This window comes from Flavivirga algicola (assembly GCF_012910715.1).
Classification (GTDB): Bacteria; Bacteroidota; Bacteroidia; order Flavobacteriales; family Flavobacteriaceae; genus Flavivirga; species Flavivirga algicola.
This window is the reverse complement of sequence record NZ_JABBHF010000018.1, coordinates 26,925-46,611: the sequence shown is the minus strand read 5'-3', so window position 1 is coordinate 46,611 and position 19,687 is coordinate 26,925. Positions and strand designations below refer to the sequence as shown.

Genomic DNA, 19,687 nt, shown 5'->3' with positions numbered 1-19,687 from the left:
TTGCTCGTGCAAAAGTAGTTAAAACATGTCATTTTTGCAATTATTTTGGAGTATAAATACTTGTTGTATTGTTAAAAATATCTAAAAAAAATAAATTTAAATGATAATAATTTAACAAAAATCGATTAAAAGTAAAAATTCACTAAAATATTAGTACCAGCGCCTTCTAAATAAACCTAAAAGTATTTGTGGGTCTACAGTAAATTTAAATCTGATTTTTTCATCATAATTAGGTTGCCCTATTTCCCAACCAAGATTAGAATATATGGGAAAATAAATTTCGAAATAATCGGTAACCAAGTTAATTCTTACTCCTGAGTCATATGCAAAATAAGGATCACTAAATTTGTTTTTAACGAGACCAATATCTCCGTATGCCAATACATATTTCCATAGTGTGGTACTTGCATTAAATGTAGCAATCCATTGGTTGGCAAAAGGTGTTTCTAATTTAGATTTAAACCCACCTTCGGCATCAATGTATTGTTGACTAAAAATGCCAGAGGCTTCAGAGCGCCCTAAATAAGGAAGATCGAATAGGTAATCCGTTGGTCTGTCTAAAGCAAAGCTGAAATAGTCTGAAGTGATATCTGTTTTGTTTTTTAAAAAAGCCCCCGCAAACATACGCAGATTTAATTGTCTATTACTTTGAAACAGACGCCTATATTCATAATTGAAAGCAATTTTGCTAAATTTTTCACCGATTTGAAAGTCGGTGTACCATTTATTAAAGTTTATGAGGTTATCGTCTGAATTTCTATAACGAATATTGAAAAGCTTGTAGTTGGGCCTAAAAGTAGGGGAGACATTGTTAACATCTTCATCCCTCTGTATATCTAAATATCTAAATCTTAATGTTTGCCTTTTGTTTGAACGTAAATCACTATTTCTTCTGAAATACAATGTTACGGAAGGCTTTATTTGTCTAACAAACAAGTCTTCGGCATAGGATGTATAACTACCTACGATACCATAATTAATAGCAAATAGATCATTGTCGAAATAATGTATTTTATATAAGGAAGCAGAGCCAGTCAACGATTTGGATTTAAAACCATAGGATGGCTCAATTTTGTAATTGAAAAGTTTTCTTAGAATCGTTGTATTATAAGCACGCATACCTAAAGTGAGCCCGTCATAAATATTGTTAAATTCGGCAACAGGTAATAGGAATACTTGATTATAGTGCGGGTCTTCAATATCCTTGAAAAGTCTAAATTGCAAAGGTTTATTATTAAAAAAGAAGCCTTTTAAAGATTTCCAATTATCTCTTAAGTTGATTTCGGGAACATACTTTTCGTAGTTTAATACAAGTTTATTTGCATTATTCCTAGGAATAGTGAGTGTCTTGCTTTTTATGATATTTTCTATCCATGTTTTAGAGATAATACTATCATTATTTAAAGTGTACAAAGAGATAGGCATCTTGTTATCTCGTTTGTTCTTTATAGTAAGTGTAATGGAGTCTTCGGTTTTGGTTACCTTCTTGATTTTAAAATCTATTTTTTTTCGAGTAGCTAAATAATCTTCAAAAAACCAATCAATGTTTTTCTCGGTTTTAGATTTTAAATAGGCTTCAAAATCTTTAGTTGTGGTTTGTTTTAACTTATGTTCAGATATAAATGATGTTATACTGTTTTCTAGTACTTGCTCGTTTATAAAATCATCTAAGTATTTAAGTCCTATACCTGCCTTGTATTTATTAGCTATGTTGGTGTTGAATTTAAGTAAGGAGTCCTTTTGCATGGTAAGCGGCTGGTCTCTATTTGTTCTAGCAGCAGACATGGCCGCTAAGGTGTATTTGTCATTAAATTTCATATCTGCAATATGAAAGGACTTGATCCCCCAGAAATTAGCCAAGGCTCCAAGAAATTTCATGTCTGGATAGTATTCTTGAACGTAATTCATCAAATAATAAATTTGAATACCATCTAATAGCCATTGTTCTTTTCTTGGATTTACAAGCAAAGTATTTTCTAAATAATTGTGTAGTGCAATTTTTAATAATTTAAGTTCGTATTGAAAATGATTGGGATATGTTTTTATGAATTTAGGTAAAAAATTCACCCCATAAACAGGATCTTTTACATTATCAATTTCTGTTAGCAAAAGTCTCTTGTGTGGATATTCCCCAAAGTTTTTTAAAATAAACTTTGTTACTTTTTCTGTAATTAAAACTCTGTCTATAACATCTAATCCTTCGTCACTTATGTTTGAAACTATAGAAAAATCATCAGATTGTATCGTACTAAAATCTGATCCTTTACTCAAAAACAACTTATTGTTGTTTCTGTTTTTTCCACTTAGTTCAACTATTTGTTTATCAATTAATTGTGTTTTTTTAATTAAATCTAATTCTGAAGTTAGGGTATATGTGTTTGGATGTTCGATTTTTAGTGTAACATCAGATCTGGGGATGTATAAATCATCTAAATTTTTATTACTATAGTATTGCCACTCACCATTATAAACAGCTGGTGTTATGTACCAATATCTCAAACTTAAATTACCCTCATTTGTTATGCCATAACTTGTAAATTTGGCGTTTGGAATTTGAACAATATATTCTAAATCAATTTTATAAGAATCATTTGGTTTTAATGGCGTGTTTAATTCAACTTTAACAACATCTATTTGACCCTTTAGTTGTTGGAATACTAAATCGGCATTATTTTGTTTAATGGAAGTAATGGCAGAATAGCCGCGGTCTCTGTTTTTTGCTAAATGAAAGTCATTTTTATATTCATCGGCAATTCGTATGGCTAGCGGTGTTTTTTTTGTTGAATAGCTATTACTCCAGTCGTTTAAATAAATGGACTGTAATATATCTTGCGTTGTGTTTTGGTATTGAATGGTTTGTGATATTTTAATCTGCTTATTTTCAATATCAAAAACCGCTTTCACATCAATTTTATTTTGGCTAAAACTAGTAAAGCATATTAGGGTACAAAGCGTACAATAAAAAAGATGTAATTTCAATATATTATAAAACATTTAACGGTTATAATTCATAATAAGGCCTTGCAATATAGCAAAATATGGTGGTTTAAAAATTCACCAATGTATATAGTGCCTAAACACTTAGTCGTAAAAGGTGTGTTATCTTTAAAAGTTAGGACTCAAACCAGATTCTTTATAGAACGAATCAAGAATGGCTATAACTTCATCTTCTGTATCGACCAAATGAATTAAATCTAAATCTTTGGGGCTTATATTGGAAAAAGAATCCAGCAAGGTCTTTTTTACCCAATCTAATAAACCTTCCCAAAAATCGGTGCCTACGAGAATAATTGGGAATTTTCCAATTTTATGTGTTTGTATGAGTGTCATAGCTTCAAATAACTCATCTAAAGTACCAAAGCCACCAGGCATAACCACAAAACCTTGGGAGTATTTAACGAACATTACCTTGCGAACGAAGAAATAATCGAAATCCAAGCTTTTATCTGTATCAATATAAGGGTTATCATGCTGCTCAAAAGGGAGGTCGATATTCAGGCCTACAGAGGTACCGCCACCTAAATGGGCTCCTTTGTTACCGGCTTCCATAATTCCTGGGCCTCCACCAGTAATTACACCATAACCAGCTTCTACAATCTTTTTTGCTACTTTTTCTGCTAGCTGATAATATCTGTCTTCTGGTTTTGTTCTGGCAGATCCAAAAATAGACACACATGGGCCTATTTTACTCATTTTTTCAAAACCATTAACAAATTCACCCATTATTTTAAAAATAGCCCAAGAATCGTTTGTTTTTATTTCATTCCATCCTTTATGGTGTTGTTCTTTTCTCATATGTATAAGTTTATGCGTTTATCTGTTTCTTTCGTATTTATATTTTTTAAAATCAGTTTTTCTAAATTAAACCTTTTTACTAGTTCAATTCTTTTTTAAGGAATTTGGCAGTATGGCTTTTTTTATGTTTTACAACTTCTTCTGGTGATCCCTCTACAATGATTTGTCCACCACCTTGTCCACCTTCGTAGCCAACATCGATAATATGGTCAACGGTTTTTATAACGTCTAAATTGTGTTCGATGATAAGGACTGTATTTCCTTTGTCTGCTAGTTTGTTAAGTACGATCATAAGTACTCTAATGTCTTCAAAGTGCAGTCCTGTTGTGGGTTCATCAAGTATGTAAAAGGTGTTTCCCGTATCACGTTTACTTAATTCTGTTGCCAGTTTAATACGCTGTGCTTCTCCGCCAGATAGCGTTGTACTTTGTTGACCAAGAGTAATGTAGCCTAGTCCAACATCCTTAATAGTCTTTAGTTTTTTATAAATTTTTGGAATGTGTTCAAAAAAGGAGACAGCTTCGTTAATAGTCATGTTCAACACATCACTAATTGATTTTCCTTTATAACGAATCTCCAGGGTTTCTCTATTAAAACGCTTGCCTTGGCAGGTTTCGCACTCAACATATACATCTGGAAGAAAATTCATTTCAATAACTCGTAATCCGCCACCTTGGCAAGTTTCACAACGACCGCCTTTAACATTAAAGCTAAAGCGCCCTGCTTTATAACCCCGAATCATGGCTTCAGGGATTTTAGCATATAACGCTCTAATTTCACTAAAGGTACCCGTATAGGTGACTGGGTTGCTTCGTGGGGTTCTACCAATAGGAGATTGGTTAATATCAATGACTTTGTCAATATGCTCTAAACCTTTGATACTCTTATAGGGCATAGGTTTTTTTACGCCATTAAAATAGTGCGCATTTAAAATAGGGTATAGGGTTTCGTTGATTAATGTGGATTTTCCACTACCTGAAACGCCTGTGACTCCTATCATTTTGCCTAATGGGAATTTTACTGAAACATTTTTTAAATTATTTCCAGTACATCCATTAAGTTCAAGGAATTTTCCGTTGCCTTTTCTGCGTTTATTGGGGACTTCAATTTCTTTGTTGCCGTTTAGGTAATCGGCAGTTAAGGTTTCATGCGTTTTTAATTCATCTGGATTGCCAATACTAATTATTTCTCCACCATGTTTACCTGCTTTAGGGCCAATATCTATGACGTAATCGGCACGCTCAATCATGTCTTTGTCATGTTCTACAACGATGACCGAATTTCCAATATCCCGGAGTGATACCAAGGAATTAATTAGTTTTTCATTATCGCGTTGATGTAAGCCAATACTGGGTTCGTCCAGAATATATAGTACCCCTACCAGTTGAGAACCTATTTGAGTTGCTAAACGAATGCGTTGTGCTTCTCCTCCAGATAAGGATTTTGAGCTTCTGTTTAACGATAAATAATTTAACCCTACATCCAACAAAAATTGTAATCTAGATTTTATTTCTTTTAAAATCTCTTCGGCAATTTTGATTTGTTTTTCGGATAAATATTTATGCAAGTTGTTAAACCAAGAAGCCAGCTCAACAACATCTGTATTGGCTAGTTCGGCTATGTTTTTGTTATTTACTTTAAAATAAAGTGATTCCTTTTTTAATCTTGAACCTTGACATTCTGGACATTTAATTTTATCCATGTAGTCTTTTGCCCATCGCTTTAAGGAAGTAGATTCGGCTGTTTTGTATTGGTTTTCAATAAAATTAGCAACACCTTCAAAATCTATTTTATAATCTCGGGTAACACCTAGTGTTTTGCTTTCTACAGAGAATTTTTCATTTCCACCATACAGAATCATTTGTTTGGCTTCTTTTGGAATGTCTTTGTATGGATCGGTTAATTTAAAATTAAAACGCTGCGCAATAGTTTGAAGCTGTTTAAAGATCCAACTATTTTTTTCTGGTCCATGAGGTGCTAGTGCTCCAGCTTTTATTGATAGGCTATCATTTGGAATGATTTTTTTTTCGTTTACCTGATATAGTTCCCCAATACCATTACAGTTTGAACAAGCGCCTTTGGGAGAGTTGAAAGAGAAATTGTTGGGTTCTGGGTTCGGGTATGAAATTCCAGAAGAGGGGCACATTAAATTTCTACTAAAATAGCGGGTTTCGTTAGTGTCTTGATCAATGACCAAGAGGACGTCTTCACCATGATACATGGCCGTATTGATGGTTTCGGTAAGACGCTTATCGTTGTCTGCCGATGTATCAATAACCAGTCTGTCTATAACAATTTCAATATCGTGAGTTTTATAACGGTCTAGTTTCATGCCTTTGGTAAGGTCTTTAATCTCACCATCTGTTCTTACCTTAACAAAACCTTGTTTTGCGATTTGTTCGAATAGCTCGCGGTAATGGCCTTTACGAGAACGTATTACTGGAGCCAATATATTAATACGTTTTCCACTAAAATCATTAATAATAAGTTCCTTGATTTGTTCGTCGCTATAGCTCACCATTTTGTCTCCTGTATTGTAACTGTAAGCGTCACTGGCACGTGCAAATAATAAGCGCATAAAATCGTAAATCTCGGTGATGGTTCCTACCGTAGATCGTGGCGATTTACTTGTTGTTTTTTGTTCAATGGCAATAACAGGGGATAATCCATCAATCTTATCAACATCAGGTCTTTCAAGCCCTCCAAGAAACTGCCTTGCATAGGCAGAAAATGTTTCAATGTATCGACGTTGCCCTTCGGCATAAATAGTATCGAAGGCTAAGGACGATTTTCCACTTCCAGATAATCCTGTTATTACAACAAGTTTTTCTCTGGGAATAGATATATCTATGTTTTTTAGATTATGTGCGCGGGCACCTTTTACTTCAATAAAGTCATCAAATTGGCTCATAAAATCGCAAAATTGCGAAGTTACGATTTTAGTTGTTAAATTCATGTGAAGTTTTATGGCATTTCTAAGTAGGTAGTAATCTTAGTTTTAAAACTAAATCTAATATCTGGAAAGATTGTATTTCAATTTTATATATTTATTTTTGATGATATTTTTGTTTAACCATTAATAGATTTCTGCATCTGCAGAAATATAAAAAAACAATTAATTAATGAAATTATTAGGAATAGGCTCAAGAATTAATCATTCGGAATACGGTAAAGGTGTAGTCACTAATGTAACTACTCAGCATTATTGGGTAACTTTTATTGAAGGGGGATTGGAAACTATAGATTTAGACAGTGATTTTGATATTATTGAAGCAGCAGATGGCGATGTAGATACCGTTAGCTTTTTTGATGTTGAAAGTAGTCTGGTAAATATTTTAAAAAAATGGAGTGACATCAGTGAAGTGGTACCAATTGCAGATAAATATAAAGGAGGCAAGCTTATTTTAGAGCCAGCGGATACTGGTTTAAAATCTTACGAATTGCCAATAGATACTTTTTTCCATAAAATAACGATGGTTAGAGATCGGTTACGTGTTATGGAACAACGTATAAACTCGAGCAGCCTTGATGAACAAGGTAAAATAGATTTACAGCAATATATTACCAGAATTTACGGTAGTCTGACTAGCTTTAATATATTATTTAAATCGAAAAGCCATAATTTTGTAGGACAAAAAAGTAAGTAGTAAAGTTTGTTTTTAGTATGTGTATTTGTTTTTTTGAAAAAAATACACTCATTTGAATTATGTTTATAATAGTAAAAAACAGCAATCAAATTGATTGCTGTTTTGTTTTTTTCAGTTTGTTGTTTTTAAGATTACATACTACAGAGCATAGGTCTTATGGAATTGATTTTGGGATATTTAACTAAATGTTTAGTGTTATTTCGATAAGTCTGAATATATTAAATCTCCTCCTGCAATTTTAAAGCTAGTAGCATAGTTTGATACTTGAAACCCTTCAGGTATTTTAATCAATAAACCATCTTCACGAATTTCATATTCAGGGATTACATCCGACCCCAAAATTTCTATATGACTAATTTTATAATCATAAAGAGGTGATTTCTTTTTAAGTGATTTGATTAAAATCTCTTTTTCTGGTTTACCCATGCTTATGGCGTAAATATCCTTGCCTTTAGATGTAAATCGAATATCAGAACTTTTAAATACACGCTCAAGGTTTTTGCGCTCTGCCATATGTGTGTGTTTTAAATTTTCTACAGTTTCTCCTTCACCAAATTTTTTCCAAGGTCTACTGTTATAAATAGCTTCTCCGTTTACTTTTAACCATTTGCCAAGCTCCGCAAGCACAAGTTTTTGCTTTTCGGGAATCGTGCCATCTGCTTTTGGCGAAACATTTAAAAGCAAATTTCCGTTCTTACTCACAATGTCTATTAAATCGTCAATAACATGGTCTGGAGATTTAACAATCATGCCATTGGTATACCCCCAATTATAAATGCCTAATGCTGTATCTGTTTGCCAAGGTTCCTTTCTAATATCATTTAATTTACCTCGTTCAATATCTAAAACGGCACATCCATCAGGCCAAATATGTCTTGTATTGTTTTTGTAATTGAAAACGACTTCTTTGCCCCATTCGTTTGCTTGGTTGTAATAGTATGATAGTAGTTCTAATTTAGTGGTCATATTTTCATGTGCATTTAGTGCACCATCAAACCAAATTAAATCAGGATGATATTGGTCGATCATATCCTTTGTACGATTTTCAAAAAGCTTTAAAAACGCTGCATCTGCAGGTACACCTTCTTCATGAGGGCGGCCATATAAGCCTACATTTTCGGGATCTGTAGTGTCAAATTTTTCATCGAATTTATAATAATACCAGTTTTCGGCATAATGCGAAGACATACCAAATTTTAGTCCTCTTGATCGGGTTTCCTTAGCTAATTCGCCTGCTATATCCCTCATGGGGCCCATATTCAAGCTATTCCATTTTGTTATTTTTGATGCGTACATAGCAAATCCGTCATGGTGTTCCCCAACGGGTACAATGTATTTTGCACCTGCCTGCTCAAAAATATCGAGCCATACTTTTGCATCAAATTTTTCTGCTTTAAACATAGGGATGAAGTCTTTATACCCAAATTTTTTATGATCACCATAAGTTTCTTTATGATGTTGATAAACATTCCAGGTCATGCCCCCTTGATTACGAACATAAGTTGAATCGTACATTCTACATGGATACCATTCGTTACAGTAAGCGGGTACGGCATAAGGGCCCCAGTGGATAAAGATTCCTAATTTAGCATTGTTAAACCATTCTGGTGTTTGATATGCTTTCACCGATTGCCAATTTGGCTTGTATAATATGCTGTTATTTGATAAGCTGTCGGGTTTGTTGTTTTCTTGCTTTTTTGATTGACAGGATATAACAATAAGGAGAAAAGCAATTTTAAAGGTGTTTTTAATGATATTCATTTTAAACTACATTTTATCACAAAAATAGATTTTATGCCTAGTTTAAAATTTACCATTTTGTTCTTTATGGTGTATAAATAGTTCAATAAAGTTACTATATGCTTTTAATTGGGATATTACGGGAGGTCTTAAGTAATATGATACTAATCGTTAGTTCCTTTAATATGAGTTATTTCTAGGCCTAAAACAAGTAGTTTGTGAAATGTAGGTAATTGTGCACCACTTTTGGTAGTCATCCAGTCGCTCCACGAAGCTTCTAGGCCATCAATGGGGAGTAGCGATGTCCACATTTTAAAACCCGTTGGCTTGCCTGTACTGTCGAGTAACCATAAATAAGAATCTCCTGGCGTGGAGCCTCCCGAAGTATATGTCACTAAAAGCGCTTTGTTGCCATTTTTAAGTTTTACAAGTCTCCGCTCTGTACCTTCATCAAAAACAGTATAAGGAGCTACCAACCAAAATGAATCGTTATTAAAATAATTTAAGGCCTTTGTTATTAACTCTTCAGCCATATCACTTTCAACTTTAAAGCTGTGCACGTAAGCTTTACTTTTAGAATGGTCCTTTAGATCTAAATTTACTTTGAATTCTTTCCAGAAAACTTCACAATTGTGATTTGCCTTGTCCCATTCATAATGGCGCCTTTTTTTGAAAGTCCATTCAATATAGTCGGTATTTTTAAAAGCATCATAGTCTAAAGCTTTAAGCATTTTGAGAGCTAGAGTATCGGCCTCTTTTCCTTGCATGCCCTCGGGTAAGTCTTCATTGTACTTAAAGAATAAAAAACCAAAAAGCAAAAAGCTGGGTAGAGTAAAAAATATGATTACGCCAGTTATAATCTTAAATATTTTCTTTGATTTTTTTGTCATAAAACCTGTGTGCAGTTTTTGGAAACCAGAGAACTAAATTATTAAATACTATTGTTTTAATGAAGATAAAGCTTTAAAAACCGACGGCCGTATCGTCACCTCGATAATCTGCACCCCCTTCTAACAATTCATCATCTAAAACGAGTATTCCATCGACCTTGCCAATCACCGGAGAATCTTTTTCGTTAATAGAATACCCCAGTTTTTCAAGTTGAAAAATTAAAGTATCATCAAATAAATTTGGTTCTATCCGAATTTCATCTGGTAACCATTGATGATGGAAACGGGGAGCATTTACAGCCTCTTGCATAGTCATATTATACTCATGTACGTTAAGAATAGTTTGTAATACAGATGTTATAATTGTGGAACCACCAGGTGTTCCGACAACCATAAATAATTTGCCGTTTTTTTCAACAATAGTTGGAGTCATGGTGCTTAACATACGTTTTTCTGGAACAATGCTATTGGCAACAGCTCCTATAAGTCCAAACATATTAGGTACACCAGGTTTGCTGCTAAAATCATCCATTTCATTATTTAAAAAGAACCCTAAATCTGAACAGTACAATTTTGAACCGTAAGCACCATTTATGGTTGTGGTTACAGACACAGCATTGCCAAATTGATCAACGATGGAGTAGTGGGTTGTTTCGTCACTTTCAACGACTTGGACATCGCCATGTGATACATCGCTAGATAATGTTGCTTTTTTGAAAGAAAAATCAATCATTCTATCTTTTAAATAGGATTTGCTTATTAATGTATCACCAGGTATATTAACGAAATCCGGGTCTCCTAAATAAAAACTTCTATCGGCATAGGCGCGGCGTTCTGCTTCTGTGATAACTTGAATGGATTTTACCGAATTATGCCCAAATTTATTTAAATCGTACGGTTCAATCATTGTCATTATTTGTGCTAAACAAATGCCTCCGCTAGATGGTGGAGACATAGAAATGATTTTTAAATCGTCATACTTAAATGTAACAGGTTTACGCCATTTAACCTCATACTTTGCTAAATCTTCTTCAGTTAATACACCGCCATTTTCTTGGATGAACTTTACTAGACGTTTTGCGGTTCCGCCTTTGTAAAATTCGTTCACGCCATGATCTAAAATACGTTCTAAGGTATTTGCAAGAGCTGGATACTTTATAGTATCTCCCATTTTCCATGCTTTATCAAATAGAATGGAATCTTTATTGGCTTTCAAAAAATAAGGTTGATACTTTTTTATTCTTGCTTCTTGTTTTTGGGTGACTATAACACCCTTATAAGCCAAATCAATTGATGGTTTTATGATATCTTCTATGGGTAAACTGCCAAATTTTTCATGAACAGCAAAAATGCCAGCTAAAGATCCAGGTACGCCTATCGCCATGGCTCCTAAGGTGCTTTTTTCTGGTATTACATCACCGTTTTCATCCAAATACATGTCTTTTGTAGCTGCTAATGGTGCTTTTTCTCTATAATCTAACGCTCCAATGTCGCCATTAGATTTTCGGTAAACCATAAAACCACCTCCGCCTATGTTACCAGCATAGGGATAAGCGACTGCTAAAGCCAATTGCATAGCTGCCATAGCATCAAATGCGTTACCATCTTTTTTAAGAATGTTGCTGCCAATTTCTGAAGCTTCTGATCGAGCGGAAACAACCATAGCGTTTTTCGTTATTAATCCAGTTTTTCTAGGTTCTATGGTATTTTTGCAAGAAACATAAGTGATAAATAATAAAAGTACGAATAGGATTTTTTTCATGGTTTTATGCTTCGTTTAATTCTTCAAGCTTTTGTTTAGAAAAGCTTATTAATTCACTAAAAAATACTGTAAATTCATTTTCAAATTCTTTGTAGAATTCTTCGAGTTCTACTATGGCTTCATGCATACCGGATATGTTTTGGGTTCTTCTGTTCATACCGTCCAGAACTCTGGAGATGCCATCAATAGACGCATAGCTTAAAAGCCAGTTATCGGCGATCATATATGGCATCATTTTTTGTATCCTTGTGGGGAGGATATGATAATGTTCTTTTAACGAATCATAAAAAGCATCTATATAGGTGTGTAAGGGAATTGGGGAGTATTTATTCCAATTTTTAGCAAGAAAATGATCATATAGAATATCTACTATAATACCAGAGTAATGTCCGTATTTTTCATGTAATCTTTTAGTGCTTAGTCTAACCGTTTTATGGGCATCTGTATAAGAGTCTATATTTCGATGTAATAAGATTCCAGTTTGAATATCTTTTGAATATTTCTTGTAGCTTTTTCCCTTGATACCATCTGCAATAAAATTACCAATGGTTACTAAATCATTATTACCAGAAAGATAGATATGTGCTAAGTAGTTCATTTGTGAAATTTACGAATTCCGATTTAAGAATTACAATTTTGGAATTGTATATTTGCCTTTTAATTTGAAAATTACAAAATGACACTTATAAAATCAATCTCAGGAATTAGAGGGACTATTGGCGGACAGGTGGGGGAAAACCTTACACCTATTGACGCTGTGAAATTTGCGGCAGCTTATGGCACTTGGTTAAAGCAGCATAGAGAAAAAGAAAATTATCGTGTGGTAGTTGGTAGGGATGCTCGTATTTCTGGAAAAATGATCCAAAATTTAGTTATGAATACCTTAGTTGGTATGGGAATTCATGTTATTGATGTTGGACTTTCTACTACACCAACAGTAGAAGTTGCTGTTCCTATGGAACATGCCGATGGCGGAATTATTTTGACAGCAAGCCATAATCCGAAACAATGGAATGCCTTAAAGCTGTTAAACGAAAAAGGTGAGTTTTTGGATGCTGTTGAAGGCGCAAAAATCTTAGACATAGCAGAAAGCAATCGCATGAATTTTGCCGATGTAGATAGTTTAGGAAAAATAACAAAAAACAAGGCTTATATAGATTTGCACATTATAGAAGTTTTGGATTTACCATTGGTAACGGTAAAGCCTATTGAGGAAGCTCGTTTTAGAGTTGTAGTAGACGGGGTAAATTCGACAGGAGGTATTGCTATTCCATTACTTTTAGAGCGTTTGGGCGTAGATGTTATAAAACTATATTGTGAGCCAAATGGACATTTTCCGCATAACCCTGAACCCTTAAAAGAACATTTAACAGATTTGTCTGCTGCGGTAAAAAAGCATAAAGCAGATTTTGGTATTGTAGTAGATCCTGATGTAGATCGTTTGGCATTTATGGATGAAAATGGCGAGATGTTCGGTGAAGAATACACTTTAGTGGCTTGTGCAGATTATGTTTTGAGCAGAACACCAGGGAACACAGTGAGTAACATGAGTTCAACCAGAGCATTAAGAGATGTGACAGAAAAGCATGGAGGTACATATGAGGCAAGTGCAGTGGGAGAGGTGAATGTTGTAAAACTCATGAAAAAGAACAAGGTTGTCATTGGAGGAGAAGGTAATGGTGGTATTATTTATCCAGAGTCTCATTATGGTCGCGATGCTTTGGTAGGTATTGCTTTGTTTTTAAGTTTATTGGCAGATAAAAATATAAGTGTTAGTGAGCTTAGAAAAACGTACCCAAACTATTTTATGAGCAAGAAGAAAATTGAGTTGACACCAGGTTTAGATGTTGATGGCATTTTAAAAGAGATGGAAGATCGTTACAAAAATGAACAATTAACAACCATAGACGGGGTTAAAATTGATTTTCCTGAAAGTTGGGTGCACCTACGCAAAAGTAATACAGAACCAATTATTAGAATATATACAGAAGCTAAATCTCAGGAAGAAGCTGACAATTTAGCAGATAAATTTATCGGGGAGATTGGCATTATTGCCAAAGGGTAGCTAATTCACAATATGATATAGTATATGAAAGCGCAAATTTATTTGCGCTTTTTTTGTTTAATATTTCTTGTAATGATATGATGGTTTAAGTAAAATATAAATTGCGATTCTTAAAATTTGAAGGAATTTATAGTTCTGTAAAGTTCAGTATGTAATTAACGGTCAAATATATGGAACTAATGGTCATTTAAAGTAATGGTAGCCGGAAGTATTAATTGAAACCATTAGATTTATAGAAATGAAATATTTCTACCATATGCACTTAAAAAGGTATTCAAGAGTCATACGATTACTTCTATTAATTTTTACAGTATCCTGTCAATCAAAAAAAGAGACTAAAAAAGACATTGCAGATTTTATAGATGAAAGGCCTAACATTGTTTTAATTATAGCCGACGATGTAAGTTGGAATGATATTGCTGTATATGGACACCCGAATATTAAAACACCAAATTTAGACAAACTGGCTAAAGATGGCATGCGTTTTAATCAAGCATTTCTAACAACGAGTTCTTGCAGTCCAAGCAGAACAAGTATTGTTTCAGGACTTTACCCGCACAATACAGATGCAGAGCAATTGTCGTGGCCATTACCAGAAGGTAAAAATACTTTTGTACAACAATTAAAGGATGCTGGATATTGGACTGGTTTAGCTGGTAAATACCATATGGGAGATCCTGTTAGAGACGATTTTGACGAATTGTTGGAGATGCAATGGAAAGATGCACCTATAGGTTTAGATAGGAGATTGGTAGGGGACGGAAGCGGCTGCGATGAGTGGATTAAGCTATTAAAAAGTAGACCAAAAGGAAAACCTTTTTTTACTTGGCTGGCATCATTTGATGCCCACAGGCCATTTTGTGAAGGTATATCTGATACCCCATACAACCCTAAAGATGCTGTAATTCCACCTTATATGCCAAAAACAGAAGCCGTTAAAAAAGATTTTGCCCTTTATTATGATGAGATATCAAGAATGGATGACTACATAGGGAAGGTCATTGCAGAACTAGAAGCCCAAGGAATTGCAGATAATACGTTGGTTTTATTTATGTCAGATAACGGAAGAGCCTTTCCGAGAGATAAAACAACATTGTATGACGGAGGCATTAAGACGCCATGGATTGTTAAATGGCCTGCTAAGGTGAAGGCGGGAAGCATAAATAACAATTTGGTAAGTTCTGTGGATATCGCTTCTACTTTTATGAGTCTTGCTGGACTCAAACCATTAGAGGAATTTGATGGTAAAGACATCAGTACTTTGTTAATGGGAGACACTAAAGACATTCATAGTGAAGTTTATGCGGAGGATCATTTTCATGATTTTGAAGATTATACACGTGCTGTTAGAACCCAAAAGTACAAGTATATAAAGAATTATTATCCAGATTTGCCTAATACTCCTTCAGCAGATGTATTAAGGGACAGAACCTGGAAAAGTATGGTTAAAGAAAACAATAAAGGCACTCTGGCTGAAGCCCAAAAGCGTTGTTTTGAAATCCCGAGACCCGAAGAGGAACTTTTCGATATTGTTGCTGATCCTTACGAGTTGAATAATCTTGCTCAAAACAAAGCGTATGTAGATGTTTTAAATGATATGCGCGTCAGGCTACAAACTATTAGAGAAAAAACAAAAGACTATATGCCAACGGAACGAACTCCAGATGATTTTTTTAGAGAGACTGGATTGCCAACCAAATATCGCATGAGACCTAGGCCATCAAAGGCTGTTTATATGAGAGCCCGTAAAGAAGGTAAAGTGTTAATTAATCCAGACTTCAATGGGTGAAATAAGGGCTAATACATGGTATTAGTCCTTAATCTTTTTTGTGTTTCCAGCGTTTATGTGTCCAGAAATAGTACTCGGGAGCTTTATAAATTTGCTTTTCTACCTCTTTAAGAAATAGATCTGTTAACTCGTAGTTTTTATATGTTTTGGAGTCTTCAGCAAGTGTTATAATTTCTGCTTCATAAAACCCGCGTTTTACTTTAGTGACTTTTAAATAGGCGGTAGACAGATCTAATTTTTTCGCTAAACGCTCTGCGCCCGTGAAGCAGGGAACATCAATTCCCATAAAATTTCCCCAATAAACATCTTTACTGAGTCTGGGGGATTGGTCGCTTAAAAAACCTGTAATACTTTTGATGCCTTCAGATTCATTATGGTTTATAATGCTTGTCGTTTCTTTAGTGCTTATAAGAGTTGTATTGAATTTGGAACGAATATCCCTAACCAATTTATCAAAATGAGGGTTTGCCAGTTTCTTATAAACGGCCAGACCTTTAAAGTTTATGTGGTTTTGAAGTACGATGGACCATTCCCAACTGGCATAATGACCAAATATCAATATAATGCTTTTGTTTAAGCCCTCTAAGCGTTTAAACTCCTCTGGATTGATAATTTTAAAACGTTTTTCCATTTCTTTTTTAGAAATAGACATGGTTTTTGCCATTTCCAGAAACATGTCACATAAATGCTTGTAGAACTTTTTTCTAATCAAAGCAATTTCCTGGTCGGTTTTATCAGGAAAAACAAGCCTTAAATTGTTGTTAACTACCTTCTTTCTGTAGCCTATGATATGATAAATCAATATGTAAAAACCATCTGATATAATATATAATAGTCCAAAAGGAAGTTTGGATATAGACCATAAAAAAGGATAAACAATAAGATAAATTAGAAATTGCATTAATTAGTTTTAGATTTGTAGCAGCAAATATATGTTAAATAGATTTTAAACGTTTACAGGGCATGGGCAAATTAGACTTAATGACTATAATTATAATTGCAGCTAATGTTATCATATCTTATAAGGGATTTGGTGATTATAGTTTTTTTGAAAGATATAAATTTCAGGTAGGTGGTGTGCAAAGGGGGGAGCAAATAAGGATGTTTAGCTCTGGGTTTTTACATGTAGATACACAACATCTATTGTTTAATATGCTTACCTTGTATTTTTTTGCACCAGTAGTCGTTAAACTGTTAAGTCCTTTTTATTTTATCTTAATCTATTTGGGTAGCCTATTATTTGGCAGTTTATTATCACTCTACTTTCATAAAAATGAATACCACTACAGTGCAGTGGGAGCAAGTGGAGCCGTCACGGGCATTTTATATTCAGCTATTTTATTGCGTCCAGGGATGGAGTTATATATGTTTTTCATTCCAATCCCCATACCAGCATATATTTTTGGAATAGGTTATTTGCTATACTCCATATATGGAATGAAAAATAGAATAGGTAATATAGGGCATGATGCACATTTTGGCGGAGCGATAGGAGGCTATCTTATTACTTTAATTTTGTCACCAGGTTTGTTTAAAACCAATTTACTTATGATTGGTTTGTTGGCAATCCCCATTGTTTTGTTGTTTGCCTTGAAGAAAACAGGGAAGATGTAGTGTATGATTATAAAAAAACGCTGATTCTAATTAAAGAAACAGCGCTTTTAGGTTAGAGTTTTAGTTGTTATTCGTAAAAGTATTCTATGGTTAAATCTAGTTCTCCATCAAAATAAGATTTGGCCATAGCAGGATAATTATTACTGTTGTAAGTGTATTCGAATGTTTCTTTATTTTTTTAGTATTTATACTAATTCCTTCTTCTATGGTTTTTGTAATATTATTTGAGTTATTATAAATTATTGCTTCAAATTTATTTTCGCTTAAAAGATTTAATATCTCAATGGAATATACATTTTTATAAGAATCATTTAGAACATTATTGGAACTAGTTTACTGTTATAGTTTCTGTGTTATTTTTTTAATGAATTTGTCTTTTATTACGATTTATGACTTGTTAATTTTAGGATTGATTGTTTTGTGACGTAGGTTGACCAAATAGTGATGTTCAACCTTGATATTTTTGCAAACTAATCAATAAAAAAACAAAATGAACTCGAATTTTAAAAACCTACTATTGCTATTAATATTTATAATAGCAGGGAGTTGCTCCAAAGATGATAATGGAACTATCGTTAAAAGCGATGCAAAAGAATTACAAACATTTATCTTTACTAAAGCAGATAATTTAAATCTTGAAGAGGATGTTACTGGAACTATTAGCACATCAGACCATACCATAATGGCAAGATTTGCGCACGGCACAGATGTAACGGCTTTAACACCAAGTATAACCTTGTCTGAATTAGCTACGGTAAGCCCAAAGGGAGCCCAGGATTTTTCGTCTCCTGTTTCCTATACTTTAACTGCAGAAGATGGAAGTACTCAGGAATATGTATGTAGTGTTTTGGTAGATAAGAACAATGCAAAAGAATTACTAACATTTGCGTTTACTAAAGCAGATAATTTAAATCTTGAAGAAGATATTACTGGAACTATTAGTACATCAGACCATACCATAATGACAAGATTTGCGCACGGCACAGATGTAACGGCTTTAACACCAAGTATAGCCTTGTCTGAATTAGCTACAGTAAGTCCATCGGGAACTCAGGATTTTTCGTCTCCTATTACCTATACGGTAACTGCAGAAGACGGAAGTACCCAGGAGTATATATGTACTGCTTTAGTAAATAGAGCTCCAGAAGCCTTTAGTTTGGTAGCCCCTGTAACAGGAGCAACGGAGGTTGATAGATTGCTCAGCTTTGGTTGGGAAGCATCCACCGATCCAGAAGGCGGAACCGTAAGCTACAATTTTTATTTAGGAACCGAAGAGACTTCAACAACATTATTTGCAGAGAACTTAAGTATTACCAGCTTTACTTTAACAGAACGCCTAAGGGCAAAACAAATTTATTATTGGAGAGTAGAGGCTGTAGATGAAGAAGGAGTAAGTACAAGTAGTGCCATTCATGCATTTAATACCAGAGAAGTGGATTTTTCTGCTTTGGCGATCACTGATAATGCAGAATTTTCAAAAAGATGGGGGCACACTACAGTAGTCTATAATGATAAGTTATGGGTTATAGGAGGGGATGATGGAGATGGAAAAAATGATGTCTGGTCTTCCTCCAATGGTATTTCCTGGGATGAAGTAGCGTCTAATGCTGCTTTTTCAGGAAGGTGGAGACATACTTCTGTAGTCTTTAATAATAAATTATGGGTTATAGGAGGGTATGATGGAACGAGAAAAAATGATGTTTGGTCCTCGTCTGATGGCATTACCTGGACCGAAGCCACTTCCAATGCTCCCTTTACAGGAAGGTATGGGCATACAACAGTCGTTTATAAGGATAAATTATGGGTTATAGGAGGGGATGATACAAGTAAAAAAAATGATGTTTGGTCCTCGTCTGATGGTATTACTTGGACTGAAGTTACTTCCAATGCTCCTTTTACAGGAAGATTTGGGCATACAACGATAGTTTATAATGATAAGTTATGGGTTATAGGGGGAAGAGATGGAAGTTATAAAAATGATGTGTGGTCTTCATCCGATGGTGTTAACTGGACCGAAGTTACTTCCAATGCTCCTTTTGCAGAAAGATATTATCATTCTGCGGTAGCCTATGATGGTAAATTATGGGTTATGGGAGGAAGTAATGCAAATCCTAGAAATGATGTTTGGTACTCCCTTGATGGAATCACATGGACTAATGTTACAGATGATGCAGAATTTTCACAAAGAAACCTCCATACTACGGTCGTTTATAATGGTCAAGTATGGGTTATAGGAGGGGTTCAAATTCGCGATTTAAAAAATGATGTATGGGCTTTCGATTAAGTTAACCTGAATATAGATAGTTTTAAATTAATAGAATAGCAACCCCTGCTTTTAGTAGGGGTTGTTTGTTAGGTAATATATGGTAATGACAATTTAAAAAT

General features: G+C 34.2%; 13 protein-coding genes. 5 read left to right on the top strand and 8 right to left on the bottom strand.

Annotated elements, in window-relative coordinates; genetic code table 11:
- Positions 1-150: 150 nt before the first annotated feature.
- The 3 genes from HHX25_RS20735 to uvrA all read right to left on the bottom strand — a co-directional run bounded on the left by HHX25_RS20735 (position 151) and on the right by uvrA (position 6,706).
- Positions 151-2,904, bottom strand: coding sequence for a gluzincin family metallopeptidase (locus HHX25_RS20735; protein WP_317169151.1), 2,754 nt, complete (start codon positions 2,902-2,904; stop codon positions 151-153).
- Positions 2,905-3,105: 201 nt separating this feature from the next.
- Positions 3,106-3,795 carry an LOG family protein gene (locus HHX25_RS20730; RefSeq protein WP_169677336.1) on the bottom strand — a complete coding sequence of 230 codons (690 nt, stop codon included), beginning with the start codon at positions 3,793-3,795 and terminating at the stop codon, positions 3,106-3,108.
- Between the two features lie 79 nt (positions 3,796-3,874).
- On the bottom strand, positions 3,875-6,706 hold the full coding sequence (gene uvrA / locus HHX25_RS20725) for an excinuclease ABC subunit UvrA (RefSeq protein WP_169677363.1): 2,832 nt from the start codon (positions 6,704-6,706) through the stop codon (positions 3,875-3,877).
- Between the two features lie 211 nt (positions 6,707-6,917).
- Between uvrA and HHX25_RS20720 the strand changes: the two genes are divergently transcribed.
- Positions 6,918-7,442, top strand: a complete 525-nt coding sequence (locus HHX25_RS20720) for a hypothetical protein (RefSeq protein WP_169677335.1) — start codon at positions 6,918-6,920, stop codon at positions 7,440-7,442.
- A 195-nt stretch (positions 7,443-7,637) separates the two neighbouring features.
- On the opposite strand, the gene HHX25_RS20715 is transcribed toward HHX25_RS20720, so the two are convergent.
- From HHX25_RS20715 to HHX25_RS20700, 4 genes are all read right to left on the bottom strand, one after another.
- The gene (locus HHX25_RS20715) at positions 7,638-9,203 is read right to left on the bottom strand and encodes an alpha-L-fucosidase (protein WP_169677334.1); all 1,566 of its coding nucleotides are present in this window, start codon (positions 9,201-9,203) and stop codon (positions 7,638-7,640) included.
- 143 nt (positions 9,204-9,346) lie between these two features.
- Positions 9,347-10,072 (bottom strand): hypothetical protein, encoded by a 726-nt coding sequence (locus tag HHX25_RS20710; protein WP_169677333.1) that lies wholly within the window; start codon positions 10,070-10,072, stop codon positions 9,347-9,349.
- 73 nt (positions 10,073-10,145) lie between these two features.
- Positions 10,146-11,834, bottom strand: a complete 1,689-nt coding sequence (gene ggt / locus HHX25_RS20705) for a gamma-glutamyltransferase (RefSeq protein WP_169677332.1) — start codon at positions 11,832-11,834, stop codon at positions 10,146-10,148.
- A 4-nt stretch (positions 11,835-11,838) separates the two neighbouring features.
- On the bottom strand, positions 11,839-12,432 hold the full coding sequence (locus tag HHX25_RS20700; RefSeq protein WP_169677331.1) for an acyl carrier protein phosphodiesterase: 594 nt from the start codon (positions 12,430-12,432) through the stop codon (positions 11,839-11,841).
- 78 nt (positions 12,433-12,510) lie between these two features.
- Here HHX25_RS20700 and glmM point away from each other — a divergent pair, with 78 nt between their 5' ends.
- Positions 12,511-13,899 carry a phosphoglucosamine mutase gene (gene glmM / locus HHX25_RS20695; RefSeq protein ID WP_169677330.1) on the top strand — a complete coding sequence of 463 codons (1,389 nt, stop codon included), beginning with the start codon at positions 12,511-12,513 and terminating at the stop codon, positions 13,897-13,899.
- 238 nt (positions 13,900-14,137) lie between these two features.
- The gene (locus HHX25_RS20690) at positions 14,138-15,688 is read left to right on the top strand and encodes a sulfatase family protein (RefSeq protein WP_205958086.1); all 1,551 of its coding nucleotides are present in this window, start codon (positions 14,138-14,140) and stop codon (positions 15,686-15,688) included.
- Positions 15,689-15,716: 28 nt separating this feature from the next.
- Here HHX25_RS20690 and HHX25_RS20685 read toward each other — a convergent pair whose 3' ends face one another.
- On the bottom strand, positions 15,717-16,589 hold the full coding sequence (locus HHX25_RS20685; protein WP_169677329.1) for a lysophospholipid acyltransferase family protein: 873 nt from the start codon (positions 16,587-16,589) through the stop codon (positions 15,717-15,719).
- Positions 16,590-16,651: 62 nt separating this feature from the next.
- Here HHX25_RS20685 and HHX25_RS20680 point away from each other — a divergent pair, with 62 nt between their 5' ends.
- Both HHX25_RS20680 and HHX25_RS20675 read left to right on the top strand, forming a co-directional pair.
- Complete coding sequence (locus HHX25_RS20680; protein WP_169677328.1) at positions 16,652-17,302, top strand: rhomboid family intramembrane serine protease; 651 nt, start codon at positions 16,652-16,654, stop codon at positions 17,300-17,302.
- Positions 17,303-17,792: 490 nt separating this feature from the next.
- Positions 17,793-19,586, top strand: coding sequence for a Kelch repeat-containing protein (locus tag HHX25_RS20675; RefSeq protein WP_169677327.1), 1,794 nt, complete (start codon positions 17,793-17,795; stop codon positions 19,584-19,586).
- Positions 19,587-19,687: the final 101 nt, after the last annotated feature.